Origin of the sequence: Microcoleus sp. CAWBG640, assembly GCF_020883015.1 — a bacterium.
GTDB classification, from domain to species: Bacteria; Cyanobacteriota; Cyanobacteriia; order Cyanobacteriales; family Microcoleaceae; genus Microcoleus; species Microcoleus anatoxicus.
Genome location: NZ_JAHRFC010000028.1, coordinates 15576 through 38863 on the forward strand (window position 1 = coordinate 15576; position 23288 = coordinate 38863).

At 44.6% G+C, this 23288-nt stretch carries 13 protein-coding genes; 4 read left to right on the forward strand and 9 right to left on the reverse strand.

The window, feature by feature from the left end:
* Window positions 1-355 precede the first annotated feature (355 nt).
* From AAFP11_RS15645 to AAFP11_RS15660, 4 genes are all read right to left on the reverse strand, one after another.
* Window positions 356-694: a hypothetical protein gene (locus tag AAFP11_RS15645; protein WP_341737907.1), complete on the reverse strand. Its 339-nt coding sequence runs from the start codon at window positions 692-694 to the stop codon at window positions 356-358.
* Between the two features lie 287 nt (window positions 695-981).
* Window positions 982-2571: a relaxase/mobilization nuclease domain-containing protein gene (locus tag AAFP11_RS15650; RefSeq protein WP_341737908.1), complete on the reverse strand. Its 1590-nt coding sequence runs from the start codon at window positions 2569-2571 to the stop codon at window positions 982-984.
* 65 nt (window positions 2572-2636) lie between these two features.
* A complete protein-coding gene (gene mobC / locus AAFP11_RS15655; protein ID WP_341737909.1) occupies window positions 2637-3038 on the reverse strand; it encodes a plasmid mobilization relaxosome protein MobC in 402 nt (133 codons plus the stop codon).
* A 251-nt stretch (window positions 3039-3289) separates the two neighbouring features.
* Window positions 3290-3436, reverse strand: coding sequence for a hypothetical protein (locus tag AAFP11_RS15660; RefSeq protein WP_341737910.1), 147 nt, complete (start codon window positions 3434-3436; stop codon window positions 3290-3292).
* A 1259-nt stretch (window positions 3437-4695) separates the two neighbouring features.
* Between AAFP11_RS15660 and AAFP11_RS15665 the strand changes: the two genes are divergently transcribed.
* Both AAFP11_RS15665 and AAFP11_RS15670 read left to right on the forward strand, forming a co-directional pair.
* Entirely contained in the window at window positions 4696-5112 is a 417-nt protein-coding gene (locus AAFP11_RS15665) for a hypothetical protein (RefSeq protein WP_341737911.1), read from the forward strand.
* A gap of 312 nt (window positions 5113-5424) precedes the next feature.
* Window positions 5425-5652, forward strand: a complete 228-nt coding sequence (locus AAFP11_RS15670; protein WP_341737912.1) for a hypothetical protein — start codon at window positions 5425-5427, stop codon at window positions 5650-5652.
* A 1421-nt stretch (window positions 5653-7073) separates the two neighbouring features.
* Here AAFP11_RS15670 and AAFP11_RS15675 read toward each other — a convergent pair.
* From AAFP11_RS15675 to AAFP11_RS15685, 3 genes are all read right to left on the reverse strand, one after another.
* Window positions 7074-8912 carry a DUF1998 domain-containing protein gene (locus tag AAFP11_RS15675; RefSeq protein WP_341737913.1) on the reverse strand — a complete coding sequence of 613 codons (1839 nt, stop codon included), beginning with the start codon at window positions 8910-8912 and terminating at the stop codon, window positions 7074-7076.
* 244 nt (window positions 8913-9156) lie between these two features.
* Window positions 9157-12588: a DISARM system helicase DrmA gene (gene drmA, locus AAFP11_RS15680; protein WP_341737914.1), complete on the reverse strand. Its 3432-nt coding sequence runs from the start codon at window positions 12586-12588 to the stop codon at window positions 9157-9159.
* Between the two features lie 76 nt (window positions 12589-12664).
* Window positions 12665-13369 carry a hypothetical protein gene (locus AAFP11_RS15685; protein ID WP_341737915.1) on the reverse strand — a complete coding sequence of 235 codons (705 nt, stop codon included), beginning with the start codon at window positions 13367-13369 and terminating at the stop codon, window positions 12665-12667.
* A gap of 340 nt (window positions 13370-13709) precedes the next feature.
* On the opposite strand from AAFP11_RS15685, the gene AAFP11_RS15690 reads away from it, so the two are divergent.
* Window positions 13710-14399 carry a HipA family kinase gene (locus AAFP11_RS15690; protein ID WP_341737916.1) on the forward strand — a complete coding sequence of 230 codons (690 nt, stop codon included), beginning with the start codon at window positions 13710-13712 and terminating at the stop codon, window positions 14397-14399.
* Window positions 14400-14428: 29 nt separating this feature from the next.
* The gene (locus AAFP11_RS15695; RefSeq protein ID WP_341737917.1) at window positions 14429-15259 is read left to right on the forward strand and encodes a DUF3037 domain-containing protein; all 831 of its coding nucleotides are present in this window, start codon (window positions 14429-14431) and stop codon (window positions 15257-15259) included.
* Between the two features lie 72 nt (window positions 15260-15331).
* On the opposite strand, the gene AAFP11_RS15700 is transcribed toward AAFP11_RS15695, so the two are convergent.
* Together AAFP11_RS15700 and drmD are read right to left on the reverse strand one after the other, a co-directional pair.
* Window positions 15332-19537, reverse strand: a complete 4206-nt coding sequence (locus tag AAFP11_RS15700) for a DNA methyltransferase (protein ID WP_341737918.1) — start codon at window positions 19535-19537, stop codon at window positions 15332-15334.
* A gap of 278 nt (window positions 19538-19815) precedes the next feature.
* Window positions 19816-23106 (reverse strand): DISARM system SNF2-like helicase DrmD, encoded by a 3291-nt coding sequence (gene drmD, locus AAFP11_RS15705; RefSeq protein ID WP_341737919.1) that lies wholly within the window; start codon window positions 23104-23106, stop codon window positions 19816-19818.
* Between the last annotated feature and the right edge of the window lie 182 nt (window positions 23107-23288).

The following is a 23288-nucleotide window of genomic DNA, read 5'->3' on the forward strand; positions in this document are numbered from 1 at the left end:
GATTTGTCCTTTCAATTTTTGCACAGAGGGCAAAAACGTTTGTGGTTTTTTTGCCTTTTGATTCTCCTCTCAAAACTTTTGTCTGCAACCCAGCATTCTGCCAAGACAAAGTTTATTCCGCGTTTTCGGGCAGCGGCGCAAAATTTAGCACCTCTGCCTTTTTTATGTTTCCAAAGCCTTTCGTCCAAATCTTTTGTCCAGCCGACGTAGTGTTGGGCTGGATGAGTTGAACATATCGGCTTTTCAAAGTGCAGAAGATACACGTATCCTGCCATGAAAGTTTGCCATTTTTGAATGTGGTGAAAGATGTTTGCGGCTGCCGGAGAAACAAACTTGTCTCTCCGGCATAATTGAATTACCAGTCGATTTTTAGCTCGCAGTTTTTGCTGCTACCATGGCTGCTACCATTGCTATTACCATTGTTGGTGTCGTTGTTGCTACGGTTGCTGCTTTCGAGAGGGAATTGGAAGTTTAAGGCCAGCAGCTCTTGCTCGATAATTGACTTTCTGTCTAGGACTTTTTTGTCTCTTAAAAGTCGTAGAGCGTGGATTATTTTGTCGAGCGTTTGATAGCTTGTTTGTTGAAAATTTAAGACCAGTGTTGTTTGCCTTCCCATAATGTACAGTTGGTTTTCTGTTTGGTGGATCAAGGTTAAATTATTGAAGTAGTAGGTGTTGGTTTGCGATACTTCCATTTTTTATCTCCGATACTTTATTTTTTGGCGCGACAGCGCTCATTTTATTTGTACTAATTTTTAGGATAAAACGTATAAATAATTTATTATTAGCAAGGTCGGCTTACAAAAAAAAATGAGCAAGCGTCGTCTCAATTGAATTAGCAAATTAAGAAAAAATAGTTGATAAATCTATTCACAAATTTGTAATACTTAGTGGCAGCACTATCAGTAATTTAGGTCGTAAGCTGGAAATTTGTTAAGTAGCGTTTTTATTAAACACTACTCACTTTTTTAGGGAACCATAACTAATCCAGTTCAATGTCTTGGATGCGCTGTTTATACTGTTGGTTATTTTGTTTGTGAGTTTGCTGTTCTTGCTCGATTAATTGTATCCAGATATCATTCCAACTTGACTGTGGACTGACAATTTCTGCATTCGGTAGCAGCGCGAGCGCATTTCGAGCGAGCATATAATCTGCTGCCATCGCTATAATAACGCTATCGAGTTCTTGTAAGAATTGTGCAGGCAGTTGTGAAGCTCGTTCAATTCCTAGGTAAAGTGTCGCTGGTGTTGTTGTAGAGTTATCCTGTTCAATAAGCAAAATTGAAAGGGCTTCTATTGGGTTACAAGCAATCACAGCTCGCTCAATTTCTCCAGTAGTAGCTACCCAGAAAGCAGCTTCAGATGGCAGGGGATGGGTTGTAGTAAAGTTACCTCTTTCATCGAGAACAAAAGCGAACCGGGCTTCCCCCTCAAGCGTCCGTCCTGTAAAGACAGCCTTTTCTGAGCCGGCATACAACCAAGAATGAGAGTGCAATTTTTCAAGCAATTCTAAAGGTAAACTGTACTCGACTGCTAGATGCGATCGCACTTTTTGCCACTGAGTTTCATTCCTTTCAGGCAGGATTGACAGTTGTAACTCTAACTCATTTGCTGTTGCAGGAGTTGCAGGTGCGGTTGTTTCTAGCTCAGATTGTGACAACTCTAACTCATTTGCTGTTGCAGATAGGGTTGCTGCTAGCTCGGCTTCTGACGACTCTAACTCATTTTCCTCTGCCTCACTGGGGGCGATAGCTAAGTGTTGTGGCTGCATTAAAGCCTCAATTAGGGCGTTATCTCGCCCTTTGTCATAGCTAACGCCTCGATGCTTCTGCAATCCACAAAAAGTGTAGGCTTTACCCAACTGAGTGCCACTTAAAGCGACCCCATCTAAATTGTAAGAAATGCCTTTACTGAAGCCAGTTCGAGTTCGAGTCAATCCGACTTGCACCTCTACACCTTGTTGCTGCAACCGCTCAACGAATTCTGGCATACTTGGGTTGTCTTGGGTAACTTCATCAATTAGGTCTTGCAATTGCACCCTGACACTTTTGTTTCCCTTGCTTTTTAATTGCCTGTGTTCTCCTGTAGTCTGAGCTCGCTTGTCTGTTTCCCAACTGGGTATAACAGTTTCTAGGTTGTAACTCCGTTCGAGCTGGCGAATAGTTTCTTGGCTTTTGTAATAATCCCAGCTATCGTCAACAACACCTCCATCTAGGCAAATGCGACTGGCGACGATGTGGATGTGGTCGTGTTCTGTATCGCTGTGCTTGACAACTGCGTACTGGTTGTTGTCAAATTCCATCGCTTTCATGTAGTTGGCTGCAATAGCCAGCCAGCGTTGGTCATTTTCTTCAGAATCTTCGAGTTTTTCGGTGCTATCGACAGATAAAGTGGCGTGAAAAACTGCTACTTTCAGGTTAGGTCTTAGTTGTCGGGCGATGCCAAATTCAGCAGCGAGTTCTTCAGGAGTTTGTCCGCACATAGTACCGCCAATTAGAGCAGCGTGTTTTTTGCCCAGCACGTAGTTTAGACAGCCCCGAAAGCCTGTACCTTTGATTTGTTTGCCAATCATAACCGAAAAGCCGTCAGTTGCACAGAATCGATTGCTCAGGCGGTAAAGCCCAGGCTTGTTAATAATTAGCGTACTGTAGATTTGGCGAGGTTTGCAACTATAGTTTTAATTGCCTTTCCGTTTTCTCGAATGAGTTGCTGTACGCTTTCTAAGAGTCCTGTATTGACAACAACTGGTTCTCCCAATGCCACAGCACTATTGCAAGCTTTAGTAATTTGATTGAGGTTGTTTCCTGCAATTCTCAATTGGGCATCAATCTTGCATAACACTTGATAGGCTTTTAAGTCAAATGCAGCTAGAGGGCGCGGCATGGTTCTCCTCAAAGCTGCACGGCGCATGAAGTCGCTCATGCTTAAATTTACTTGCTCTGCTCTGGCTTTAATTTGATTGTAGTCAGAGTCAGTTAGGCGAATGTGAATATGGTTGGATAGCAGCTCTCTAGGTTGGACTTCCGATAAAGTTTTCATAGTTTTTAATCAGTAAAAACCTCTTGCCAAGATACAAGTTAACAACTGTAATTAAAAACCGCTAGTCAGGTGATTTTATACCCTCCAATTGGAGAGGGCTATTAGAGGGTTTATCAAAGTGAGACTGACCCCTACCCAACTCTAACTTAATTTAATTTGTTTGTATAAATTATACCGAGTGAGGCGATCGCACTGGAAGGACGATTAAACGTCTGATGGTGAGGGCTGGTTAACAAGAGAGCGATGGCTGGTTAACAAGAGAGCGAGCAATGCGATCGATCGCTACCCAGGTGCGATGGAAAAATTGCGGCAATTGATGCCTGTGCTGCCACAAAAGCCGCCACAACAGCAGGAGCAATGTGAGCAGCCGGCACAGTCGAAGAGCGGGTAAAAATCAAGCGCCTTGATACCTAAGATTCCCCATTCATAAGGGAGCCTTATTTTTTGCCAGCACTAATTAGTCAGGGTTTGCGATCGCAAAACCATTGCTTGCTACTGAGAGAGAACAGCCATAACCGACCTCAATAGACAAATGCACGCTCGACACAGAAAAGCAGTAATTTGACCGAAAAAGTCAGGCATTTGCAGGATATTTTCAGGTAAATGCAGGTAAAGTGCACCCCCTGCAAATACCTGCACTTGCCTGACTTTATACTGCACTTGCCTGACTTTATACTGCACTTGCCTGACTTTAGCTGACGCAACAATTAGCTAATTTTTTAGCGTTTTTAACAAAATCCGAATTGATTTAATAGTCAAGTTACGATACCTGAGTTGAATAAAAAATCAATTTAAGCAAGTGTGAGAAAATTGGCAACACAGTAGCCGTTATCTAAATTGAATAAAAAATCAAATAAGGAGTATGAGAAAATTGGCAACACAGCAGCCGTTATGTCAGCCTTGACAGTTGCATAAATTGCTGTTGTTGGGCCCGCGCTTTGCAATCGGCTAAACTGTTGGTATGAAGGCAGGTTAAGAGCAGACCCTAATACGGTGTCTTAAGGGCGAGAGCGTCTGTGATCGTTGCAACGTCGGTCAAGTAATGAGCCTTTCCCGGTCTAACTTTCAGGAAACTTTTGCCCTGTCACGTCGCAAGTTAAAAGCTTGGCTGAGTGCTGGCAATGGGTCCTAATACAAAAAGGGTGATCAGAATTCTTGCGCTCACGCTGCACTTAAACAAGGCAGGCTAGAATCACCCGACAATTAGAACAAGACCTGAAAGTCTATAATTCATAGCTGGTATACGCTTTAGACGTTTAGCCCGGTTTGGCTATGGCTGTTGACTACAACAGTTATAGTCAACTTTGTTTTGCTGGGGTGATAGGTCAAAAAGAAATACTGACTAGAAACAGCGAAAACGTTTTTAAAAACTTGACATAAAATCAAAACTCCTGCTATCATTTTTTTTAGCAGGTTAAAGCTCGTCTATATCTCGCTTCTATTTCTAAGACAAATACTGTAATGCTTTAACTTATAAAAGATAGGCATTTTGTAGTGGCTGTTTGGAAGAAAAGCCTTATGGTTGAGCTTTAATAATTAAAACAAAAAAAGACTACCTAAACGCCAATTTAGGTAGCACTTTTGTTCAAATTAAAAACTCCTGGCGGTTTAACTTCTATATCTCGCCTCCAGAAAAAATTAGAGGAGTTTATACCCTATGCCTTACTGTACCTCATCATGGGTTCCTTTGTGCAACGAATTTTTCTGTGTTAAGAAAACTCTTTCTAGAGCAGAAAGAAGGATTCGGATTTTAGCACAGTCTAATACCCACTTGCTTAAAAAAGATAAAGCTTGGGTCGAAGCTCATAAAATTTTGCTCGAAAAATTTGAAGCAAAAGACAAGGCTCTTCAATACTGTGAAGAACAACTTTCTTTGCTGAAAAATAGCTACGCAATCTTAAAAAACCAAAACTCCGTACTAGAAGGCAAAATAACCACCCTGGTTGAGGAAAAGTATATCCTTAACCAAAAAATCGACGATTTGACTGATACAAATCTTGAATTACGCTCGCTTACTACCCCTTTTTCGTGCGAAGGAGCTTCAGCAGAAGATTACCTAGACTCAGAGTGGTAGTTTTATTCTCTGTTGTGATTGAGTCATAACAGTTTGAAGTTCTAGGCTGGGAAATTGTAGTATCGCCGCCTATCCGTTTATAGAAATGGTGGCTTCCTTATTCGCTATCGATTTACCGGGGAATCAACCAGGAGCAATCAGGCTGCCCAACAAGCCGATCGCTCCTGGTTTCTCCGTGGTCAGCAAGGAAAAATCAAAGAGCGGCACACCTAGGAAAACTTTCAGCAATATACGTTTTTATGAGATCGCCCATCACCTTTTAGCTGCTTAAACTCTTCAAATTGCGTCTTGCCGACGATCGCCAAAACATCGGTGGATGCAAGAAAGGCCCGCGTCGATTGCCGCCACAAAATCCTCCTCAATAGCTCAAGCTACGGCGCGAGATGGGTAGCCGATCGGCTGTTTGATTCTATGAGCTCCGTCATGGGCGATCGAGCTGTCACTCAAGCCGCTCGCTGGCTACCCAAGTGCGATGGGAAAGTTGTGGCAATTGATGCCTGTGCTGCCACAAAAGCCGCCACAACAGCAGGAGCAATGTGAGCAGCCGGCACAGTCGAATATCGGGTAAAAATCAAGCTACTTGACACTTAGGATGCCGCATTCATGAGGGTGCATTGTTTTTGTTTCAGCACGTAAAAGTCCGGTTTGTGATCACAAAACCATTGCTTGCTACCAAAACTAAACCGCCATAACCAGCCTCAACAAGCAAATGTACGCTCGACACAAAAAAGCAGTAATTTGGCATAAAATTGCAGGCATTTGCAGGATATTTACAGGCATTTGCAGGTAAAGTGCAGCCCCTGCAAATGCCTGTAATCTCACTGATTTTATACTGCAAACCCCTGACTTTATACTGCAAACCCCTGACTTTAGCTGACGCAACAATTAGCTAATTTTTTAGCCTTTTTAACAACAAGTGAATTGACTTAATAGTCAACTTACAGTATCTAAGTTGAATTAAAAATCAAATTTCACAAGTGTGAGAAAATTGGTAACACAGTAGCCGTTATACCAGCCTTGACAGTCGCGTAAATTGCTGTTGTCGGACTCGCGCTTTGCAATCGGCACCTGTCCTTCCCCCGTGGCTTGACTATCCATAGTGAATTATTTCGCAGGATAGTTGTGTCTAAAAATAGGGGTTAGTATGAAGAAGGAACTGCATAAGTTGGTTGTAGAGGCAATTAGAGCTGGTCGCGTTTGGGTTTCAATCCATGCTGTTGAGGGCATGGAGAATTGTGATCTTGCTTTGGAAAGCATCCTTGATTTAGCGGTGCGTGCCAGTACAATTGAAGTTGAAGAAAATTTTTCTTATAAGCGCTATAGATATCCTACCTGCTCGATCAACTGCATGACCAAGAGCGGTCTTATTGTATGTAGTGTTTGGGCATATAATAAAGAAACAAAGTGGGTTAAACTATCTAGTGTGTACTTTCGTAAACTGTGGTTTAGGTACCGCATAAGGAGTTAGCCTTTGTTACCCTTTGAGAGCTGCCCCGATTGTACGGGGCAGATAATTGAACAAGAAGTTAATCATCAGGTTAAAGGTGGCGGAAAGGTAGTAGTGCTTAAAGTTCGCGCCTATGTTTGTAGTGGGTGTGGAGAACGACTGTACTCGCTTGATAGTGTTAAAAAGTTTGAAAGGATTAAAGCCCAACTTGAATCCTTCGGATAAAAAAATATAATGAGCTAGTTTTGTAGAAACCCCCCAAAACAGTGAAACTGCCACCAGTCGCAAGGTACCACCTCCATCTCTGGCGGGTTTGTTACAAAAATAATCTACAAAAATCATCAAATTTCTCTGGATTTTTTTCTTTTAATTCATACAAAACAACAGATAGCCTTATTTCATAAGGATATTGTGATGTTGTAGTCTCATCTGAACGGTGATAGGGACTTATTTGTTACGTTTCTTAATATCACGTCCTCGGAATGCAGGTATCTCGGCTGTACCCCCTTAGAGGTCACAATTCATCGGGGAAAAAAGCAGCACTGTTACCACTAACTGTGTTTACGACCAAAGCCCGATCGAGAAAATCGTTGCGCCGTTCGCAAGAAGTCTCAGCAATCAGCAAACATCCATGACAAGCAGCCCCATGTAAGAAACGGTCTTCGGCATCATTTTCCGGCCCGTGTTGAGCACACACAGGGTCGTTAGAGCAAAGCCTTCCTAACTCCAATGCGCTGATTAACAGTAATTCAATGCGCTTGCCAATTTGCACCAGTCCCCCCAAAGTTCCATCATTACCAGAGGTGCCGGTATAGAGCAAAATACCGTAGCCTGAATCCCCAGCATAAATGCGTTCCCGGATGGCACTAGCCCCGTAGCCACATTCCAGAGAAACAGCAGTAATTAATAAGTGAGAGAGGGAGTGCAACATAATGTAAGGCAACCCCGGAAACTTGGCTTTGTCCTGCGGAATCCCTCTAGTGTTACACCATTTCTGGAAGCCCCTATGCAACTCTTCCCCTCTTTCTCGAACAGCTTTTTGCTTCAGCCATTGGTCAATTGCCTGTTTTTTAAAGGCGATAAATACTCCTTCACCCCTATTTTCAATCGCCGGTACCCACGTCGGATCAATGTCAAGAGCTGCCCGTCGCACGTTAATATCTAATTCACCCTCAATGTCCGGCATAGCTGCTTCAAAACGAGTAAATCCGACTTGCGCCACGACTTCTCGAAGCCGATGCACTAGAATAATGCGTTCAATACGAGCTGTTGCGAGAGGATTTAACCCCTCTAACTTGCGAGCGCGGGCATAAAAATCTCCTTCGGACACATCTTCCCCAACTTCATCAGGACTAGCAAGTAAAGTTTCAATCTCCACTTGCTTAATGCTCTTTTTTATATTAGAAAATCCTGCCTTTCTTCGCTGTATTTCTGCCCAAACTGCTTCGTTGCTTAAACCTGCTAAAGCATTAAAAACTTTTTGTTTCTTTCGCTCTTTTCTGATATCATTTAAGTCTTCAGCATATTGTAAAAAATCTTCGTAAACTTGGTTGACGGCTTCCCTGAGTTTGGTGTCGGAGTCCGGCAGAGAAATCACGCTAAGGACTTGGGCAAAATAAGCATTACTCGCCGATCGCACTAACAGTCGATTATACAACGGGCGATCGCCCTCTCTAGAAAGGCAAGGTTCTTTTGCAACCGGGCCGAGCCAAGGCCGCTCTCCCAAGCACCTGCCGAGCACTTTAGAATACGGGACAGTGGCATCAGAAAGGGGACGACGGGCTTTGCAAGCTTCGCACCGGACGAAGATTTCAGCGAAATCATTGCCAGAACCGCTTTCATCAAGCCACAATTGTCCTCGGCATGGAGCGTCCAAATTATTGTGGGCGAAAGCATACCAATTGATATCGCTGATATGTCCGTTGGCGCAAGCTTGCACGAAGCGCACCGGAACAACAGGCCTTTTCTTCCTCTCAGCATTCAGATATTTTCCCTTAACTAAACTCCCCCAACGAATTAAAGGTCTGGTGCGGTATTCTTTGCCGTTGGGAGCTTTCCAAGTGCTATCCTCTTGCGCTACAAACCAAGTGGGAAATGTGAAGGCGGTGATGCCTGTGCGAGGGGCACTGGGGTCTTGTTCATCTACAGGGGGAGCGTACAGGGCAACGCGGGCCAGGCCGAGAATTTCGGCAACTCGCTCTTCCAGGCGCTCTTCGTGGATGCGCGATTTATCGCCCCGCCAGTGGTTTAACCCGCCAATAATAATCGAATAGTTGGGCAAATCGACCATTGCCCCCGGCCCGAAGGTGGTTAAAATTTGACTTTGGCGAATTTGTCCTGATGGGATTTTCATATTGATTTTAGTTAGTTTGTAGTTTGTAGTTTGTCGGGTGCGTCAGCCGGAAATTTGCTTGCAGTTAGTAGGGTGCGTCAGTGAGAAATCTTCGGCTCGGCAAATATTTTTTTTCTGACGCACCCTACTGAGTTTATTGGTAGGCTGTGTCAGAGAGAAATTTGATCGCAATTAAATAATCTTTTTTTCTGACGCACCCTAAGTGAGTTAATCTTGATGCTCAATCTGACGCGACGTGGGCGAATTAATCCTCCTCATCAATCTCTAAGCCATCTGGATTTTTCACCCACAAATTGACAACAGGTTCCACATCTCTCAAACTGCGCTGCGCTTTAAATTTTTTAGCGGGTTGCGGTTGCCTCTGCAAGTCTGGGTCAAGGGGGTCAAATAATAAAGGCGGTGCAACTCCCACTTCTTGCTGATATTGCAAACTGCCTTTTTCCGAAGCTATATATTGCCAAGTATCGAGCAAATTATTGACTCGCTCTTTTAGTTTCAGACGCAATTCTTCGGTTTCTTCAGCGTCTCGGTCTTGGTCGTGGATTTCAGAACGCTGGGCAATGATATCAGCAACAAAATCTAAGTTTGAGCGCTGTTCTGTAATTTTAATTGCATTTAAAGGTGCGGTCATTTCTGGATTACCTAGACGCGCTAAAGCCACGGTAATAGCCGCAATCCCCCGGTCAATGGCACGGGGAGAAAAAGGCGTGACGCTGGTTGCTTCGACTGCCCGGTAAAAAGTATTGTGCCACGCACCGAAACGTTCGTAGTGAGAGCGATCGCGCGGTCTGTGTACATTTAATAATGTTACCACTAATCCCGGCCGCTGTTCGTCTCGCCCTACCCGCGAGGTTGCTTGAATGTACTCGGCGGCTGTTTTTGGCTGTCCTAATACGACCATTAATCCGAGGCGAGTAATATCTAAACCCACAGAAATCATATTAGTTGCTAGTGCAGCGTCCACCCGGTGTGCGTCTGAAAAAGCTAAGGCTAAACAGCGCTTTGCTTCTGAAACTTGGCTAGTGCTAACGCGAGAAGTTAATTCTAGAGGTTCATCGTTAATTCGGCGGTTAGCAAAACATCCTGACGGCTCATTTTCCCGTTTTCTCTGGCTATATCCTAACAATCTAGATTTGACTTCATCTTCAACAATGCGCCGACTTCCCCCCAGTTCTCGCAGGGAGTTAAAATAACCCAATAAGGTCATGTAAGAGTCAGCAGGATTATTTTTATTTCTTGCACCGCCGTTGGCATCCCAATGTTTTTGAGCCGCCCCTAATACAGCTAGATAAGTCCGCAGCAAGATGACTTTTAAGCTGCGACCTTGAGCGGCAATGCCGATATAAGTGCGGGGGTTTTGTTCCGTAGCGGGGACAGTTTTGGCGAAGAATGAATCGCGGCGGTCTGGGCCAGGAGGCGGAAAAACATCGACTTCGGTGCGACCAAATAAGGCGCGAATTTGTTTGGTTGCTCGCCGCACGGTTGCAGTTGAAGCAACTATTTTAGGATAGATTTTTTTGCCATTTTTGTCAATAGCTGATAAGGCGTCAATAGCCGTTTCATAAAGTCCGACCATCGTGCCTAACGGCCCGGAAATTAGGTGCAATTCATCTTGTATAATTAAATCTGGTGGTAGGAGAGGTTTTTCTAGTGTCCGACCGATGCCAATAGTAGCCGGGCCGTAAAATCCGTTGTCATCATAGCGATCGACTTTTCCGAATAAAGCCCCAGTTTCTCCGACCCAAGGTAGGTTGGCAAATTTATCAACTGTGGCGATGATAAAGCAGGGGACACGGCGATAGATGGGGTCATCAACCGCAACAATGGGCAAAGGATTATTTGCTTTAAAAGTACATTGCGGTTGGTTATTGGCAAGGCGTTTACGGTTGGTGCAGAGAATTCTTAAATCCGTGGGATTTTCTGCGTTGGGGAATAATGTAAAGGAGTTGCGGGTAAATTTTTCACCGCACCAAGGGCAGTTTTCTAAGGGAATGGGTGAGGGTTTATTACGATCGTCGTTTTGATAGGCAATGGTGCGGGTACGGGCACTTTCTGGGTTGTTGTCCCCTTTGCGTCCCATGCGGTTTGGCGTGGCTGCTTGTCCGACCCACAACCCGATTTCAAAAGGCCAAGTGCCAAGTTTTTGAACATCGTTTTGCCGTTCTAATTCTAAAGCGCAGATCAGAGTGGCGGCGCGACTCAGTTGGTCTAAGGTTAACAGGCGTAAAGTGTAGCGCATTAAGACACTAACCCCGGCCCCGCTAAGCCCTGGATTTCGCAACCGTCGCAGAATTAAAGTAAATGCAGCTAACCCTAAATATGCTTCGGTTTTGCCGCCGCCGGTGGGGAAAAATAGCAAATCTACGATTTCCCGATCGCCCATTTCTGGATCGGCAATTCCAGTTAAGTTCATCAGCAGGAATGCTAGCTGAAACGGCCGCCATTTGGGGGCGTGGATTTCTGCGGGGGTTTTCTCACTGTCATGGGTAGCCCGTTGACGGATGGATCTGGCGATCGCGAAATTGGCAATTCTAAAGGCCTCGAACACTTCGGGGTCATTCATAGCGTCGAGGCCCGCAGCGATGCGATCGCGCGCGACTTGGGCGCGGTTGAGCAACTTTTGGGCAATTTGAGCTCGGTTGAGATCGAGGGGGAATTTGTGCCGCTGGTCTGCAATCCAATCGCCGTAAGCTGTTACCATTGGCTCTAGCATTGACCGCAAAGCTGCGGGACTGGGTGCTGCAGCGATCGCTTCCATTTCTAGTTCAGTTCCGGGTACAACGGCCGCGATGACTTTTTCTACGTCAGCGGTGGGTATCCAGGCGGTGCGAATTTCCTTGCAAATCGAGTCGGAGTGGACGAGGGCGATCGCCGAAATGTTGTGGCCAACAGCAAATTCGCAGTCTTCCCGATACTGCAAGTCTGCCACCTTTTCATCCCAATCATCATCGGTTTGTCCCCGCAAATTCGGGCGGGGGACGAGGGAGTAGGGGGTGTGAATAGTTAAAGTTGCTTGGAAGATGTAAGTGGTATCTCGCAAGGAGTCGTCGGTGGTGGGGGTGCGGTAGTTGACAAGGAAAGCGGAGACGGAACGGGTACCGGGGGGTAACTTAATCTGGGACAAGACGGGGCGAACGGAAATGACGAGTTTTAAGCCGCCGCTGTCGGGAATGTCCAAGGTGTAGGGCGCGGTGCTGCTTTTGATGGGAACATCTAGTTCTACCTGTTGAGGTTTCCGCAGCCAATCACCGGAGACGAGACTTTGCAGTTTGGTTTCTGCTTTTTCCTCTTCTGTGGGAATGGGCGAGTAGTCGCCCCAAGATGCGATCGCCCGGAAGTGAGTTGCTTCTTTGGGAACCAGGAAACTCAGCCCCATTGAAGAGGGAAAAAATGCTCTGCGGGCGGAGGATTTTTCCGGGGGGTTTTCGTCGTCGCCGGCACTGGCGCCCCTGTGTTCGTCGAGTTCGTCATTGCTGGTGTCGTCGCTACGTTGTTCGAGGCGGGCCCCGTAGGGTACGAGAAAACCGCTGAGATACCAGCGGGAAGGGGGTTGGTTGATGATTTCTGCGGCGTGGGCTTCGTCGTCGGGGATGGGGCCGATCAGGTCGAGTTGTAAGGCGTCGATTAGGTGTTGGCGGACTTCGGCGGGGGTTGTCGGGGTTGCATTGATATTCATTAATATGTCTTTACCTTTAATTAGATTGTTTAATAATTAGTCCAAACTTTAATCCCTAAATGATTCCTTACTTGTATCAAAGGAATCTTTTTTTTTGAGTCGTAGCTTGCACGGCTGTATGAAGGTTTCCTAATTGAATCTTTGTTTTTTTTCCAATAAAACGCTGACCTGTAGTAGTCACTGTATAAGGTTTGACCGTCAGCACTTGAGTGCTAGTGTTATACGACTTCATCAATTCTTCATAAGCAGTGACAAGATTAAGTGTTCGCAGGTATCCTGGCTCTTCAAGCGACAGTTCTTTTTCTTTTTTTATATTTTTATAAGCTTCTTCTAAGTTAGAAAATAAAATTTGAGCTATCCCTATAGATTGTGGATTCACTGTACCGGGAAGGGCTACCCATTCCAGACTTCCCATTATTTCCTTTTCATATCCTTTTAATATAGGAAATGTCCAAGGCATATCTACAACATTAATATCGTTCTTACCTGGCACCGCAATTCCTATTTCATTAATTATTACATCCTTATAACCTTTGTTTACAACTTCAATTAATAAATAATTTCTTAATGGCTGTTGTATCGCTGGTAAACTAACACTATCTCGCTTAAGTTTAATGGTTATTTTAATTTTATCTTTATTCCAATCATAAATAACTTTACTTACATTAACCACTCCAAAAAAAATAGTGATTAATCCAAAAAGAATATAGAATAATGGTTGATATGTTTGGAGTTGAGTCGGCGTTAAAGATGATAGCCACGATTTTAAAGCATCAAACATTATGTAACACCTCATCGAAGTTTAATTAATTTACCGAGATGGGCAAAATATTCTCAGCCCCCCCAGATAGCATCTCGAAAATCGGGGGATTTATAAAGTTTCACTTTCCTTGCCAATCCTTTGTATAACGCAGGTTCCTCTTTATTATCTTAAACTCTGGGTATTACGTCAAGTTTTTTCGTTAAATAAATTGACAAAGCAGATAGCAATAGGATAATTTAGGAGGATATACCTAAATTTTATACTTTTTTTTGTGGGCAAAAGCGAAAATACAGAAAACGCGAGGGAACACTGGAAGCAAAAGCTAAACGATGCGCTTTCACAACCTGAAATACCCATCATGGCAACAACTTTTCGCAGAGGATGGAGGACGAAAGCAGAACCAGTTTTGCTTAAGTGTAATGATGGTAGAGAGTATGTGGTTAAAGGTCAGCAAGCAGGGCGACAAATTGTAAATGACCAGATTACTGCAAGGCTTGGCTTTGCAATTGGCGCACCCGTTGGCGAACCTAAGATTGTTGAATTGTCGGCTAAACTTATTGCGATTGAACCTCGTCTCTCTCATATTCCTTCAGGCACAGCACACGCTACTCTCTTTATACCAGATTGCTTTGATAGTTGGGAGTTGATTGCAACTAGCGAACCTGAAAATAGATCCAGGTTTGTTTTGCTTGCTGTGTTGTACGGATGGGTCTATGCTAACGACATCCAGTTTATTTTCCAGAAGAATCCACCGCGATTAGTTTACTCGGTGGATCATGGTCACTTCTTTCCCGGTGGCCCCAATTGGACAGAGCGCGATCTGATACAAGCACCCCAAGGTGAACTAAACTCATATTTGTGTGAAAATTGCAACTTTACCCTAGATGAGATTAGCTCGGCACTCCGGGGGCTTGAAAGCGTCAGTGAAGCAACAATCATTCAAGCAGTGGCGGCTCCGCCTAGCGAGTGGGGGCTAACTCTTGACGAGCGTGTTACTCTAGTAGAATACTTAACTAGACAGCAACAACAATTATTAACTTTTTTGTAAGCACTTTCTTATAGAGGGAGTCAAAAGCAATGACAAGCAGATATAGTATCGTTCAATATGTCCCCAATCCCATCACTGATGAACGGATTAATATTGGTGTTGTTGCTTTTGATGACAATGATGTGCGCGTACAATTTTTGAATAATTGGAGTCGAGTGCAGGCTTTTGGTCGCGAAGATATTCATTTTCTCAGAGACTTTGCAAAACGAATGAACTTCGCCGCCAGTGAGGGTTTGCTTTTTCCCGGAGATGAGCCAGATGGCACTCCTAAACATGAGCGATTAAAAAAAATTGCACGGGGTTGGATTAACAGTATTCAATTCACAGAACCTCACGGCTCTTTAGATAATGTCGAGAATTTATTAGAAGATATCGCGCAGACTTACCTGGTTAATGTAGTTCCTACAAAAACTAAGCGAAATCGCCAAGATGCTGCGAGAATTACAACTTCTATAATTAGAAAAACTCTTATATCCTATGATGATAAACCTGCTTTAAAAGAAATGCTAAAAAATGATTTTCCTGTAAAAGGAAGTCATAAAGAACACAAGTTTGATGCGGTTGTTGCTAACGGTAAACCTTACTTTGCGGCGCACGGAATATCCTTTGAGGTTCACATTCCTGAAAGTCTCCAAGATTCTATTTCTTGGATGATTTCAGATGTCAAAGAATCTAATCCTAAATTGCCTATAGGAATTGTTGCACTTCCCCCAAAACAAGAGTGGCAGGATTATGAAAAACTAAACAAATTGTATAAAACAACTATCTCAACTTACAGGAGTTTGGGGGCGGAAGTTTTGCAAGAAAATGAAGTACAACCTTGGGCATCTTACACCCTTGATAAGTTAGTTGCAATGTAATGAGTAGTAATGAGTAGGGTGCGTCAGGTGTCAATTCTTGGCTAATAGCGATAAATCTTCCCCTGACGCACCCTACAGACTATCAGGAAAACCGGGAATACTAGGCGGCTTATCTGAAACTTTTTTGCGAGATTTAGAAGCTGTCTTTTTACCTCCTTTCGCTTTCCCCTCGGCCGCTTTCCCTCCCAGAATTTCCTCTTGATGGCGTTTCAGATTCAAGTCAAGCAACCTCGCTAACACTTCATCGTGTATTTCTTCGGGCCATCGATACCGCCAAGGTTTTTTCTTCTGGCGTTTGCTACTTTCTTCCCCTTCCTCCTCTTCTTCGTAGTCGAGGATGAATTCGCAGTCGGTGGGGATGTCTGTCCAGCCGTAAGCATCGAGAACCGCCCTATCCATTTGTTGATGCAGTTGGCGCAGTTTCAGGATGTCGGGATGCCGTTCGTCGGGGTTGTGGAAGCGGTTGTAGGTTTCGGTGAGTCCCTGGCTGTTGCGTATCATTAAGGCTGCGCGGTATTCGTAGTAGGTTTTACCTATTTCTTCTAGGGTGAGGTTAATTTCCCAGTTTTCGGGGAAGGGGAAGGTTTGAAAGCAGTCTGAGGGATTATAACGCGATAAATCCATTGCTGTACCACTAAAAAACCTAGCCCAAATTTCATGTATGCGAGATTGAAGTGTGCAAAAACCTGAATAGGTTTGTACAACTAAAACGGCAAGTGCATGAGAAAAAACTCGGTTGGATGGTTGAAATGCTAAAGCAAAATGAGTATAAGCTTGAGCACTAATAACCAACACACGATCGCACTTGACGAGCGCTTTAAACAAAGCTGGTGTATATCTTCCCCAAAGCCACCAATTATTTTTACGCTTTTTAGCATCTGGGTTATCGCCTAACTTTAATCTCTCAGGCTTAACCTTTTCTTCTACAATTTTCATCAAGTCTGGATAGTCCCACGCCTCCGTCTCGCACATTTCCCCCAAATTAATCACATAGCGATTATGGGCATGACTCGGACTCGAATTAACCTCTTCACCGCCGATATAAGGAAAAATGCGGTCGGCATTTTTAGGATTTTGTTCGATTAAACGGTGCATTTCTGTAATGGTTGTAGCATCGGGGTTAGTATCATCAAATGTAAACCCCATACCTAGCACATAGCTACCTATAAAACTTTTATCAGCATTTGCTAATAAAGTTTGAGGATTTTCATTACCCCCCGCATGAAACAAAAATGCAGAAATTAGCGGAACTTGTCGCCCATCGAGTATAGGGTGTGCCGCTGCGAGTTGCGTAGGGTACGTTGCTGCGGGAGGTATTCGAGATGAATCGAGAATATCTGTAGCGACGCACCTTACTGTATCTACTCTTTGGACGTTCACAATACTGACTACAACTGCGGCCGAACCAATCCACTTAAACCGTTTTGTTGCATTGTAAATTATGCCACCATTCTGACAGATATATCTTAAACCAGTGCTGCGCGTGTCACCTTGGGCAATGGTATTTGTCGCAATTAAACCAAAACAACCACCTTTTCGCAGAATCGTAAACCCTCGTCTAAAAAAGTGCGCTACTATATCAGCATTTCCGTGCGATTCGGGATGAATTACCTTTAACCAATCCATATATCCAGGCGCGGTAGCATTAATTGCTGTATTCTTACCAGCAAACGGTGGATTTCCAATAATCGCATCAAAACCAGGATTTTTCCTGTCAAACACCTCGGGAAATTCTATCTCCCAATTAAACGGCTTAATGGGCTTTTCTAACCTCTGCAAACTTTCAGCAATACCTTCTATTTGCTTGACATTAACAACCCCTGAACGCCAAGCATTAATTTTTTGCGAAAATTCGATTCTTTTTTCCTTGCGTTCCTTATCTTTTTCTCCAGCAAAGAAAGCCGCGACAGCAATATTTCCCGTTAACCTAGCTTCCTCTAATTCCTGTTCTGCCTTTTGGAAACGTTCCCGTTTTTCCTCATCTTGATTATCAGCTAACTTACCAATCTCATCTCGATAAATCTTAGCTTGGTCTACCCGATTTTTCAGCAACGATAACAAAGGCGCATTATAAATATCAGTTGCTTTAACAAATTCCCCAATTTCTGCACGAGTCAACCCCACCAAAGAATCACCACATTTCAACGCATGATCTAAAAAAGTAAACGAATGTTCTTTCGCCAAAGTCACCAACCATAGTGACAGCTTCGCCAAATTAGTTGCAAACGGATTTTTATCCACCCCATACAAACATCGTTGCGCTACCAACCGCCGCGCATACAACAAAGGATATTCATCAAGGGGAATTTCCGGCAAAGAATTGTGTTTGTTCCAAGCTTCCACTAACCTTTCTGCTAACTGGCGGCAAGTTTCCACCAAAAACGCCCCGGAACCCATCGCCAAATCGCAAATTTTTAACTCTAAAATTTCTTCTGGCGTGGCATCTTCTCCCAATGCTGCTAAAATCGGTCTGAGAGTTTCCTTAACAATTGGTTCCGTCATCGCGCGCGGGGTATAGTGGGAACCGCTGCGCCGCCGTTCTTCGCCCGGTTGCAAATAAAGAGAACCCGCAGGCATTAAAGTGGGAGTTTGCGGTGATACTTTCCGCCCTAACGCCGCGACTATATCATCAGCGGTTTTCGCTTCCTTTAACTCTTTGAGGGAATTACCAGTAATTTCGCATCCCGCCACTTCTTTTAAATATTTAGCGCGGTCATTTGCCTTAGTTTTGAGAATTTCCTCGACGCTAACCACAACCGTAACTGAGACTTTTGAACTTTTAGGTTTACTCCACACTCCTATAGATGGACTCTGGGCTCGTTCGACTTCGTAACCCATCACCGCTTCGTAAACCGAACCAATTTGTTCGACATCAAGAGCACGGTAAGAAAGTCTGTCTCCGTCCAAAATCAACAACCGATTTAATACCCGAAAAATCACCCCATCGGAAATACGCGGCACTTTTGTAAGATGCGTTGCTGTTTCTAAGTTTGTTTGGTGCGTCGCTGTTTGAGTTGTTTGGTGCGTCGCTTGTTCAGTTTTTGACATTTCACCGGGATTTTCGGCGGCGACGCACCCTACTGAGTTTGTTTGGTGCGTCGCTTGTTCAGTTTTTGACATTTCACCGGGATTTTCGGCGGCGACGCACCCTACTTTTTTACCTAGTAAAAACGGGTATTCATCCGGGTCAAATAACTGACCGTGACGGGCCGGTAAATACTGAGGTAAATGACCGCCCCCCTCATAAACCAACCCAAATAAACTTAACAGCCACGCCCAAGCGCCATACCGCTGATCCATCGTATCGGGATAATTTCCCGCATCAATTTGCAAGCGTTCATACAGTCCAGTCACCGCATAATTCCGCGCATACACCGAATCTTGCGGCATCAACCCCTCATCTTCGGCGTACAACAAAAACACCAACCGCATTAAAGTTGTAATCAATCCCCCATAAATATGCTGCGGTTCTGTTTGAGCAATTTCACTCAATAACTTACCATTACTCGCCTCATCCGCTGTCTGAAATCCTCGCAATAATTCCCAGAGGGCCTCTAAAACCTGTTCGGCTAATTTTGTCGAAACTTCACTTTGATATTTGCGGCTTTCCTGCAACAAAGCTGGTAAACGGCGTTCCGGTGGCGCAACAAAAATGCGATCCGAACCTAACAGCATTACCATCGCACTTAAAATTGGGCGACCGGCCACTTCGCACATTGCCACCACCGGAAACGTCAAATACCCCGACGATTCGCCACGCGGCGCATAAACCAAGCGCAATAGCGAACCATTGCACAATAACCCCACGTTAACGCTCGTTTCGCGCAATAAGCGTTCAAATTTTGCTTGTGGCGAAGCATTCCACTGACCTGCTTTTTCTGATTCTAAATCTAATTCATCAAAAGGGCGATTATTTTCTATAATTTGGACTAATATACAGGGGCGAACTGCTTCTGGATCTAGAACTGTATAAGTTGGTTTTAAAGTCTCGCCGTAGTCAGGAAGTGGCACCGTGAATTCTGCTGCAATTTCTGCCACTAAATCATAGGGTTCCCACCCCAAAACTTCGGCAACAAAGGCGGGAAAATCTGAAATTAATGCTTGACTTTCGTCGCTATTTGTGGTAATAACTTCTTGCAAAGCTTGCTGCAATTCAACGATATTGCGATTCGGCACGCACTGAAATTTTACTAAGGCGGGAGGCGACACAACAAGTCCCACTGGTTGCAGGAATCCCAACCATTCTTTATGTCTGATTAATTCTGGATCTTGTGCCATTGTTCCTCCTGACTTTAGCTTTTCCCTAAATTGTATAATTGTAAGGTGCGTCAGCTTTAAAATACTCAACTATAACTATGAATAACCGCCTGACGCACCCTACTCTCCTAAATTGTAGGGTGCGTCAGCTTTAAAATACTCAACTATAACTATGAATAACCGCCTGACGCACCCTACTTTCCTAAATTGTAGGGTGCGTCAGCTTTAAAATACCCAACTATAACTATGAATAATCACCTGACGCACCCTACCTAGACTCTGACGCACCCTACCCAAACTCAACCCGACACCGGATATAAATACATTAACCCCACTGGTTCAATTCGCACCGCTTTTACCTGATAAATCGCTTCAATTCGAGCCGGTTCTTTCACTAATTCCTCAGACAAACTTAGCAGACGTTTCTGCCAATAACGCCTATCAGCATCCACTTGTCGCTGTTCCTCTTCTGGAAAAAGAGATAACTGAATCGCTTGAGTTTCTTGTTGCCGTGCTAAAATGCGCTGTTGCTGCTGTTCTAAAATTTTCTTCATCTCAGTTGCTTCTTTCAAACCGCGCTCATTTAACTTCCGCTTTGCCCTTTGGGCTAATACTTCTGCCCGACTTTCCAGATTCGGAATTAACTCCTCAACATCCTGAGACGCACTTTCCTTTAGGCGAATCTTTACCCCTTCAGAAACCTCTCGCAATCGCGGATTTGCCAAAGAATTTTCTAGCAATTCCAATACATTTTCTTTCTCTCCCTCTCCCAAAGGCTTCAGTTTTTTCCGCCCCCTATTTGCCGGATCTATCCACTCCGCAGCAACGGCAATTACTTCATCATGAAGTCGGGTAGCACCTTCTCCATAAAGTGACAATCTCCCCAAAGCAATAACTTTAGGAATCGGGTCATCGGTGAGACAAATACAAGCGCGAGTTAATTCATCATGCAGAAATCCTTGGGCTAAAAATCGTCCCAATAATCGCTGCACAATTTTGTGTTCTAAATGCAAGTGTACCACTTCGCCATCCAGAGAACCAGGGTCACGAAAAACTACTGGTCGGATGGGAGATTCCCTACGCCAATCCCACACTTGTTGACTTCTTTGGCGAGGTTTTCTCAAGGTATCCAGCGTCACTGTCCAAGTTGGATCTGCCCCGACTCGTTGGTTAAGTGCAGGGATTTCCCATTTCGCTGTTTCTGGATTGTGGTTTGCTGCGATTACGTCAATGGGTTTGAGTTGCTGTGCACCTAAAATTTCCAAGGAAGCTGAGATTGCATCCCGGAAATGGCGGTCATCTAAACCTAACCAATCCCGCGATTTCTTGAGCATTTCTTGGAGTTCGGAAATCTGTTTAGTGAGGTCTTGTTTGCGAAGGCGAATTTCTTCTAATTCTTCGCCAATGGCGGTGGATGTGTTAGGATTAATTGTTTCTGAGTTTATTGTGTAGGGTGCGTCTGTATTAAATGTTTCTAACTGCCCACTTGAATTAGGACTGACGCACCTTACAGATATTTGTTCAAGGGATTGAGTAATTTTTCCCAGTTCTTTGTGAATAATCCCATTATGCAGCAAACGAGACATACTTTTTTCAACAACAGGTGTCAAAGTTCCCAACTCTGCTTGAATGGTTTTTGTCTTCTGAATTAAAACCTCTAAAACTCGATCTTCAATTCGCTGCGGCAATACAAAATAATGGCAATTAACAACAGGCGAACGCTGAAGCTTCCTATCAAGGCGACCGTTGCGTTGTTCCATGCGACTGGGATTCCAAGGTATGTCAAAATGGAATAAATCAGCACAATAATTTTGTAAGTTTATCCCTTCTCGTGCTGCATCTGTGGCAATCAGAATGCGGAGGGGATTGCTGGCAGGGTCACTGTTAAATGCCTGTTTAATAGCCTCGCGCCGTTCCTCGCCAATGCCACCGTGAAAAACGCCGATTCGTTGGTGCTCTAAGTGAGAATTAGCGAAGGCAGAGCGCAATTGTTCTTCTAAGTAACGTTTGGTATCCGTATATTCTGTGAAAATCAAGACGCGCCGCTCTAACCATTGAGCATTCGGCTGCCCTAAATCAGGACACAGATTTTCTCTAATCCACTCAATTAACTTAACAATTCTGGGGTCAGGTTGATAGCGAGCAGCATTGGCAATTTCCGCCATTTCTGACAAAATCTCTTGTTCTCGCTGGGTAATTTGTGATAAACTATTAGCAGTAGCTGCTGCCATTTGTGCGTCTTCTTCTGCCTGCACTTCTTCCTCTGGCAGTTCCGCCCGCTCATCATCACCTCCCGCCGATTCAGACAGCAGTTGTAACCGTTCTAAGCGCAAAATTGGCTGTTTGGAAACTTGCTTTTCTAAAGCTACTCGGTGAACTTTCAACGTGCGACTAAAGGCTTCGATAGATGACAACAAGCGCTTTTGCAAATTGGTAATTACTAACATCGCCGCTGCTTGGTTGCTGCGAGATTCACCTTGCAATCGCTCTTCTCGCAATTCTCGATAGTGTTGCAGCAAGCGCGAAAGTTGGAGTTCGGGTGCAGTTTCAGGCAGGTTGTCGATCGAGATCGCAATCACTTCCCTTCTCGGAAAATCATCGCCAATTTCCCGCAAGTCTCGCTTGAGACGCCGCACCATTACCGAGTCGAGTAATTTGCGATCGCGCACGGGGACACCCCGGCAAAACCGCTGCGGATCTAAAATTTCTAACAACGCTGCAAAACTATTAGAATGGCCGTTGTGAGGCGTTGCTGAGAGAAATAACTTATGTTCAAAACGAGGCGCTAAATCTCGCACAGTGCGAGTTAGCTGGGAATCAACGGCATATTTAGCACCGCTGGCAGGGGCGGCATTGTGCGCTTCATCTAAAATCAGCATCGATGCGGCTGCAAATTCGCCCAGCCAATCTCGCAGTGGGCCGGTGTAGGTTTCATCTCTGAGCAGAGCATGGGAGATGATGAAGCGAGTGTGAGTTGTCCAGGGGTTGATGCCGTACCCGCGATCGCGCCGGCAGGTGGCCACAAAGGAGCGATCGCAAATTATGAAACTGAGCCCGAAGCGGCTTTCCATTTCTTCTTGCCACTGCCGCACGACAGTAGGGGGGCAAGAAATCACAACTCGTCGCACTTTCTGGCGGATCAGCATTTCCCGCAAAATCAGTCCCGCCTCGATCGTTTTGCCCAAGCCTACGTCGTCGGCAATAAATAACCCAACTCTCGGCATGAGTAAGGCTTTGCGGAGAGGTTCTAACTGGTAAGCTTTGACTTCGATGCCTGCTCGGTAGGGGGATTGAAATAGCTTGGGTTCGGTTGAAGTAACGCAGTTCCAGCGCAGGGTGTGCAGGTAAGCTGAGAAGAGTTTAGGATTGTCGAATCCCCGCTTCGCGACGGAATCCCAAGAGTTATTGCCGATCGCTACGGCGTCAACTTCTCGCTCCCACAGGACTTCGAGGCTTTCTCCCAAGGCATCATCTTCTAAGCACGACAGTCGCACTAAGGTGTCTGTATCCTCCGAGAATTTGGGTGCGACTTCTTCGACGAGGTATTGGCGCGATCGCACCTTGACAATTTGCCCAGTTTTTAGTTGCATTTTGCTACTGTACTTGCGATCGTTTTTTCTGTAAATATTTTTAATGATATTTTTCGACTATCCCCAGCTCGCTTGCTGGTTTAATTGGGTCAATACTTCTGGCTCATAAACAAGTCAGGGGGAGCATCTTCAACATCAAAGAAGCGTAACCCTTTGTACGGAAAGTCCCCATCTGGGGGTAG

What these genes read in the sequence shown, in the direction of transcription:
- AAFP11_RS15645 (WP_341737907.1), bottom strand. Translation starts at nt 694, where the DNA reads ATGGAAGTATCGCAAACCAACACCTACTACTTCAATAATTTAACCTTG.
- AAFP11_RS15650 (WP_341737908.1), bottom strand. Translation starts at nt 2,571, where the DNA reads ATGATTGGCAAACAAATCAAAGGTACAGGCTTTCGGGGCTGTCTAAAC.
- mobC (WP_341737909.1), bottom strand. Translation starts at nt 3,038, where the DNA reads ATGAAAACTTTATCGGAAGTCCAACCTAGAGAGCTGCTATCCAACCAT.
- AAFP11_RS15665 (WP_341737911.1), top strand. Translation starts at nt 4,696, where the DNA reads ATGCCTTACTGTACCTCATCATGGGTTCCTTTGTGCAACGAATTTTTC.
- AAFP11_RS15675 (WP_341737913.1), bottom strand. Translation starts at nt 8,912, where the DNA reads ATGAAAATCCCATCAGGACAAATTCGCCAAAGTCAAATTTTAACCACC.
- drmA (WP_341737914.1), bottom strand. Translation starts at nt 12,588, where the DNA reads ATGAATATCAATGCAACCCCGACAACCCCCGCCGAAGTCCGCCAACAC.
- AAFP11_RS15685 (WP_341737915.1), bottom strand. Translation starts at nt 13,369, where the DNA reads ATGTTTGATGCTTTAAAATCGTGGCTATCATCTTTAACGCCGACTCAA.
- AAFP11_RS15690 (WP_341737916.1), top strand. Translation starts at nt 13,710, where the DNA reads ATGGCAACAACTTTTCGCAGAGGATGGAGGACGAAAGCAGAACCAGTT.
- AAFP11_RS15695 (WP_341737917.1), top strand. Translation starts at nt 14,429, where the DNA reads ATGACAAGCAGATATAGTATCGTTCAATATGTCCCCAATCCCATCACT.
- AAFP11_RS15700 (WP_341737918.1), bottom strand. Translation starts at nt 19,537, where the DNA reads ATGGCACAAGATCCAGAATTAATCAGACATAAAGAATGGTTGGGATTC.
- drmD (WP_341737919.1), bottom strand. Translation starts at nt 23,106, where the DNA reads ATGCAACTAAAAACTGGGCAAATTGTCAAGGTGCGATCGCGCCAATAC.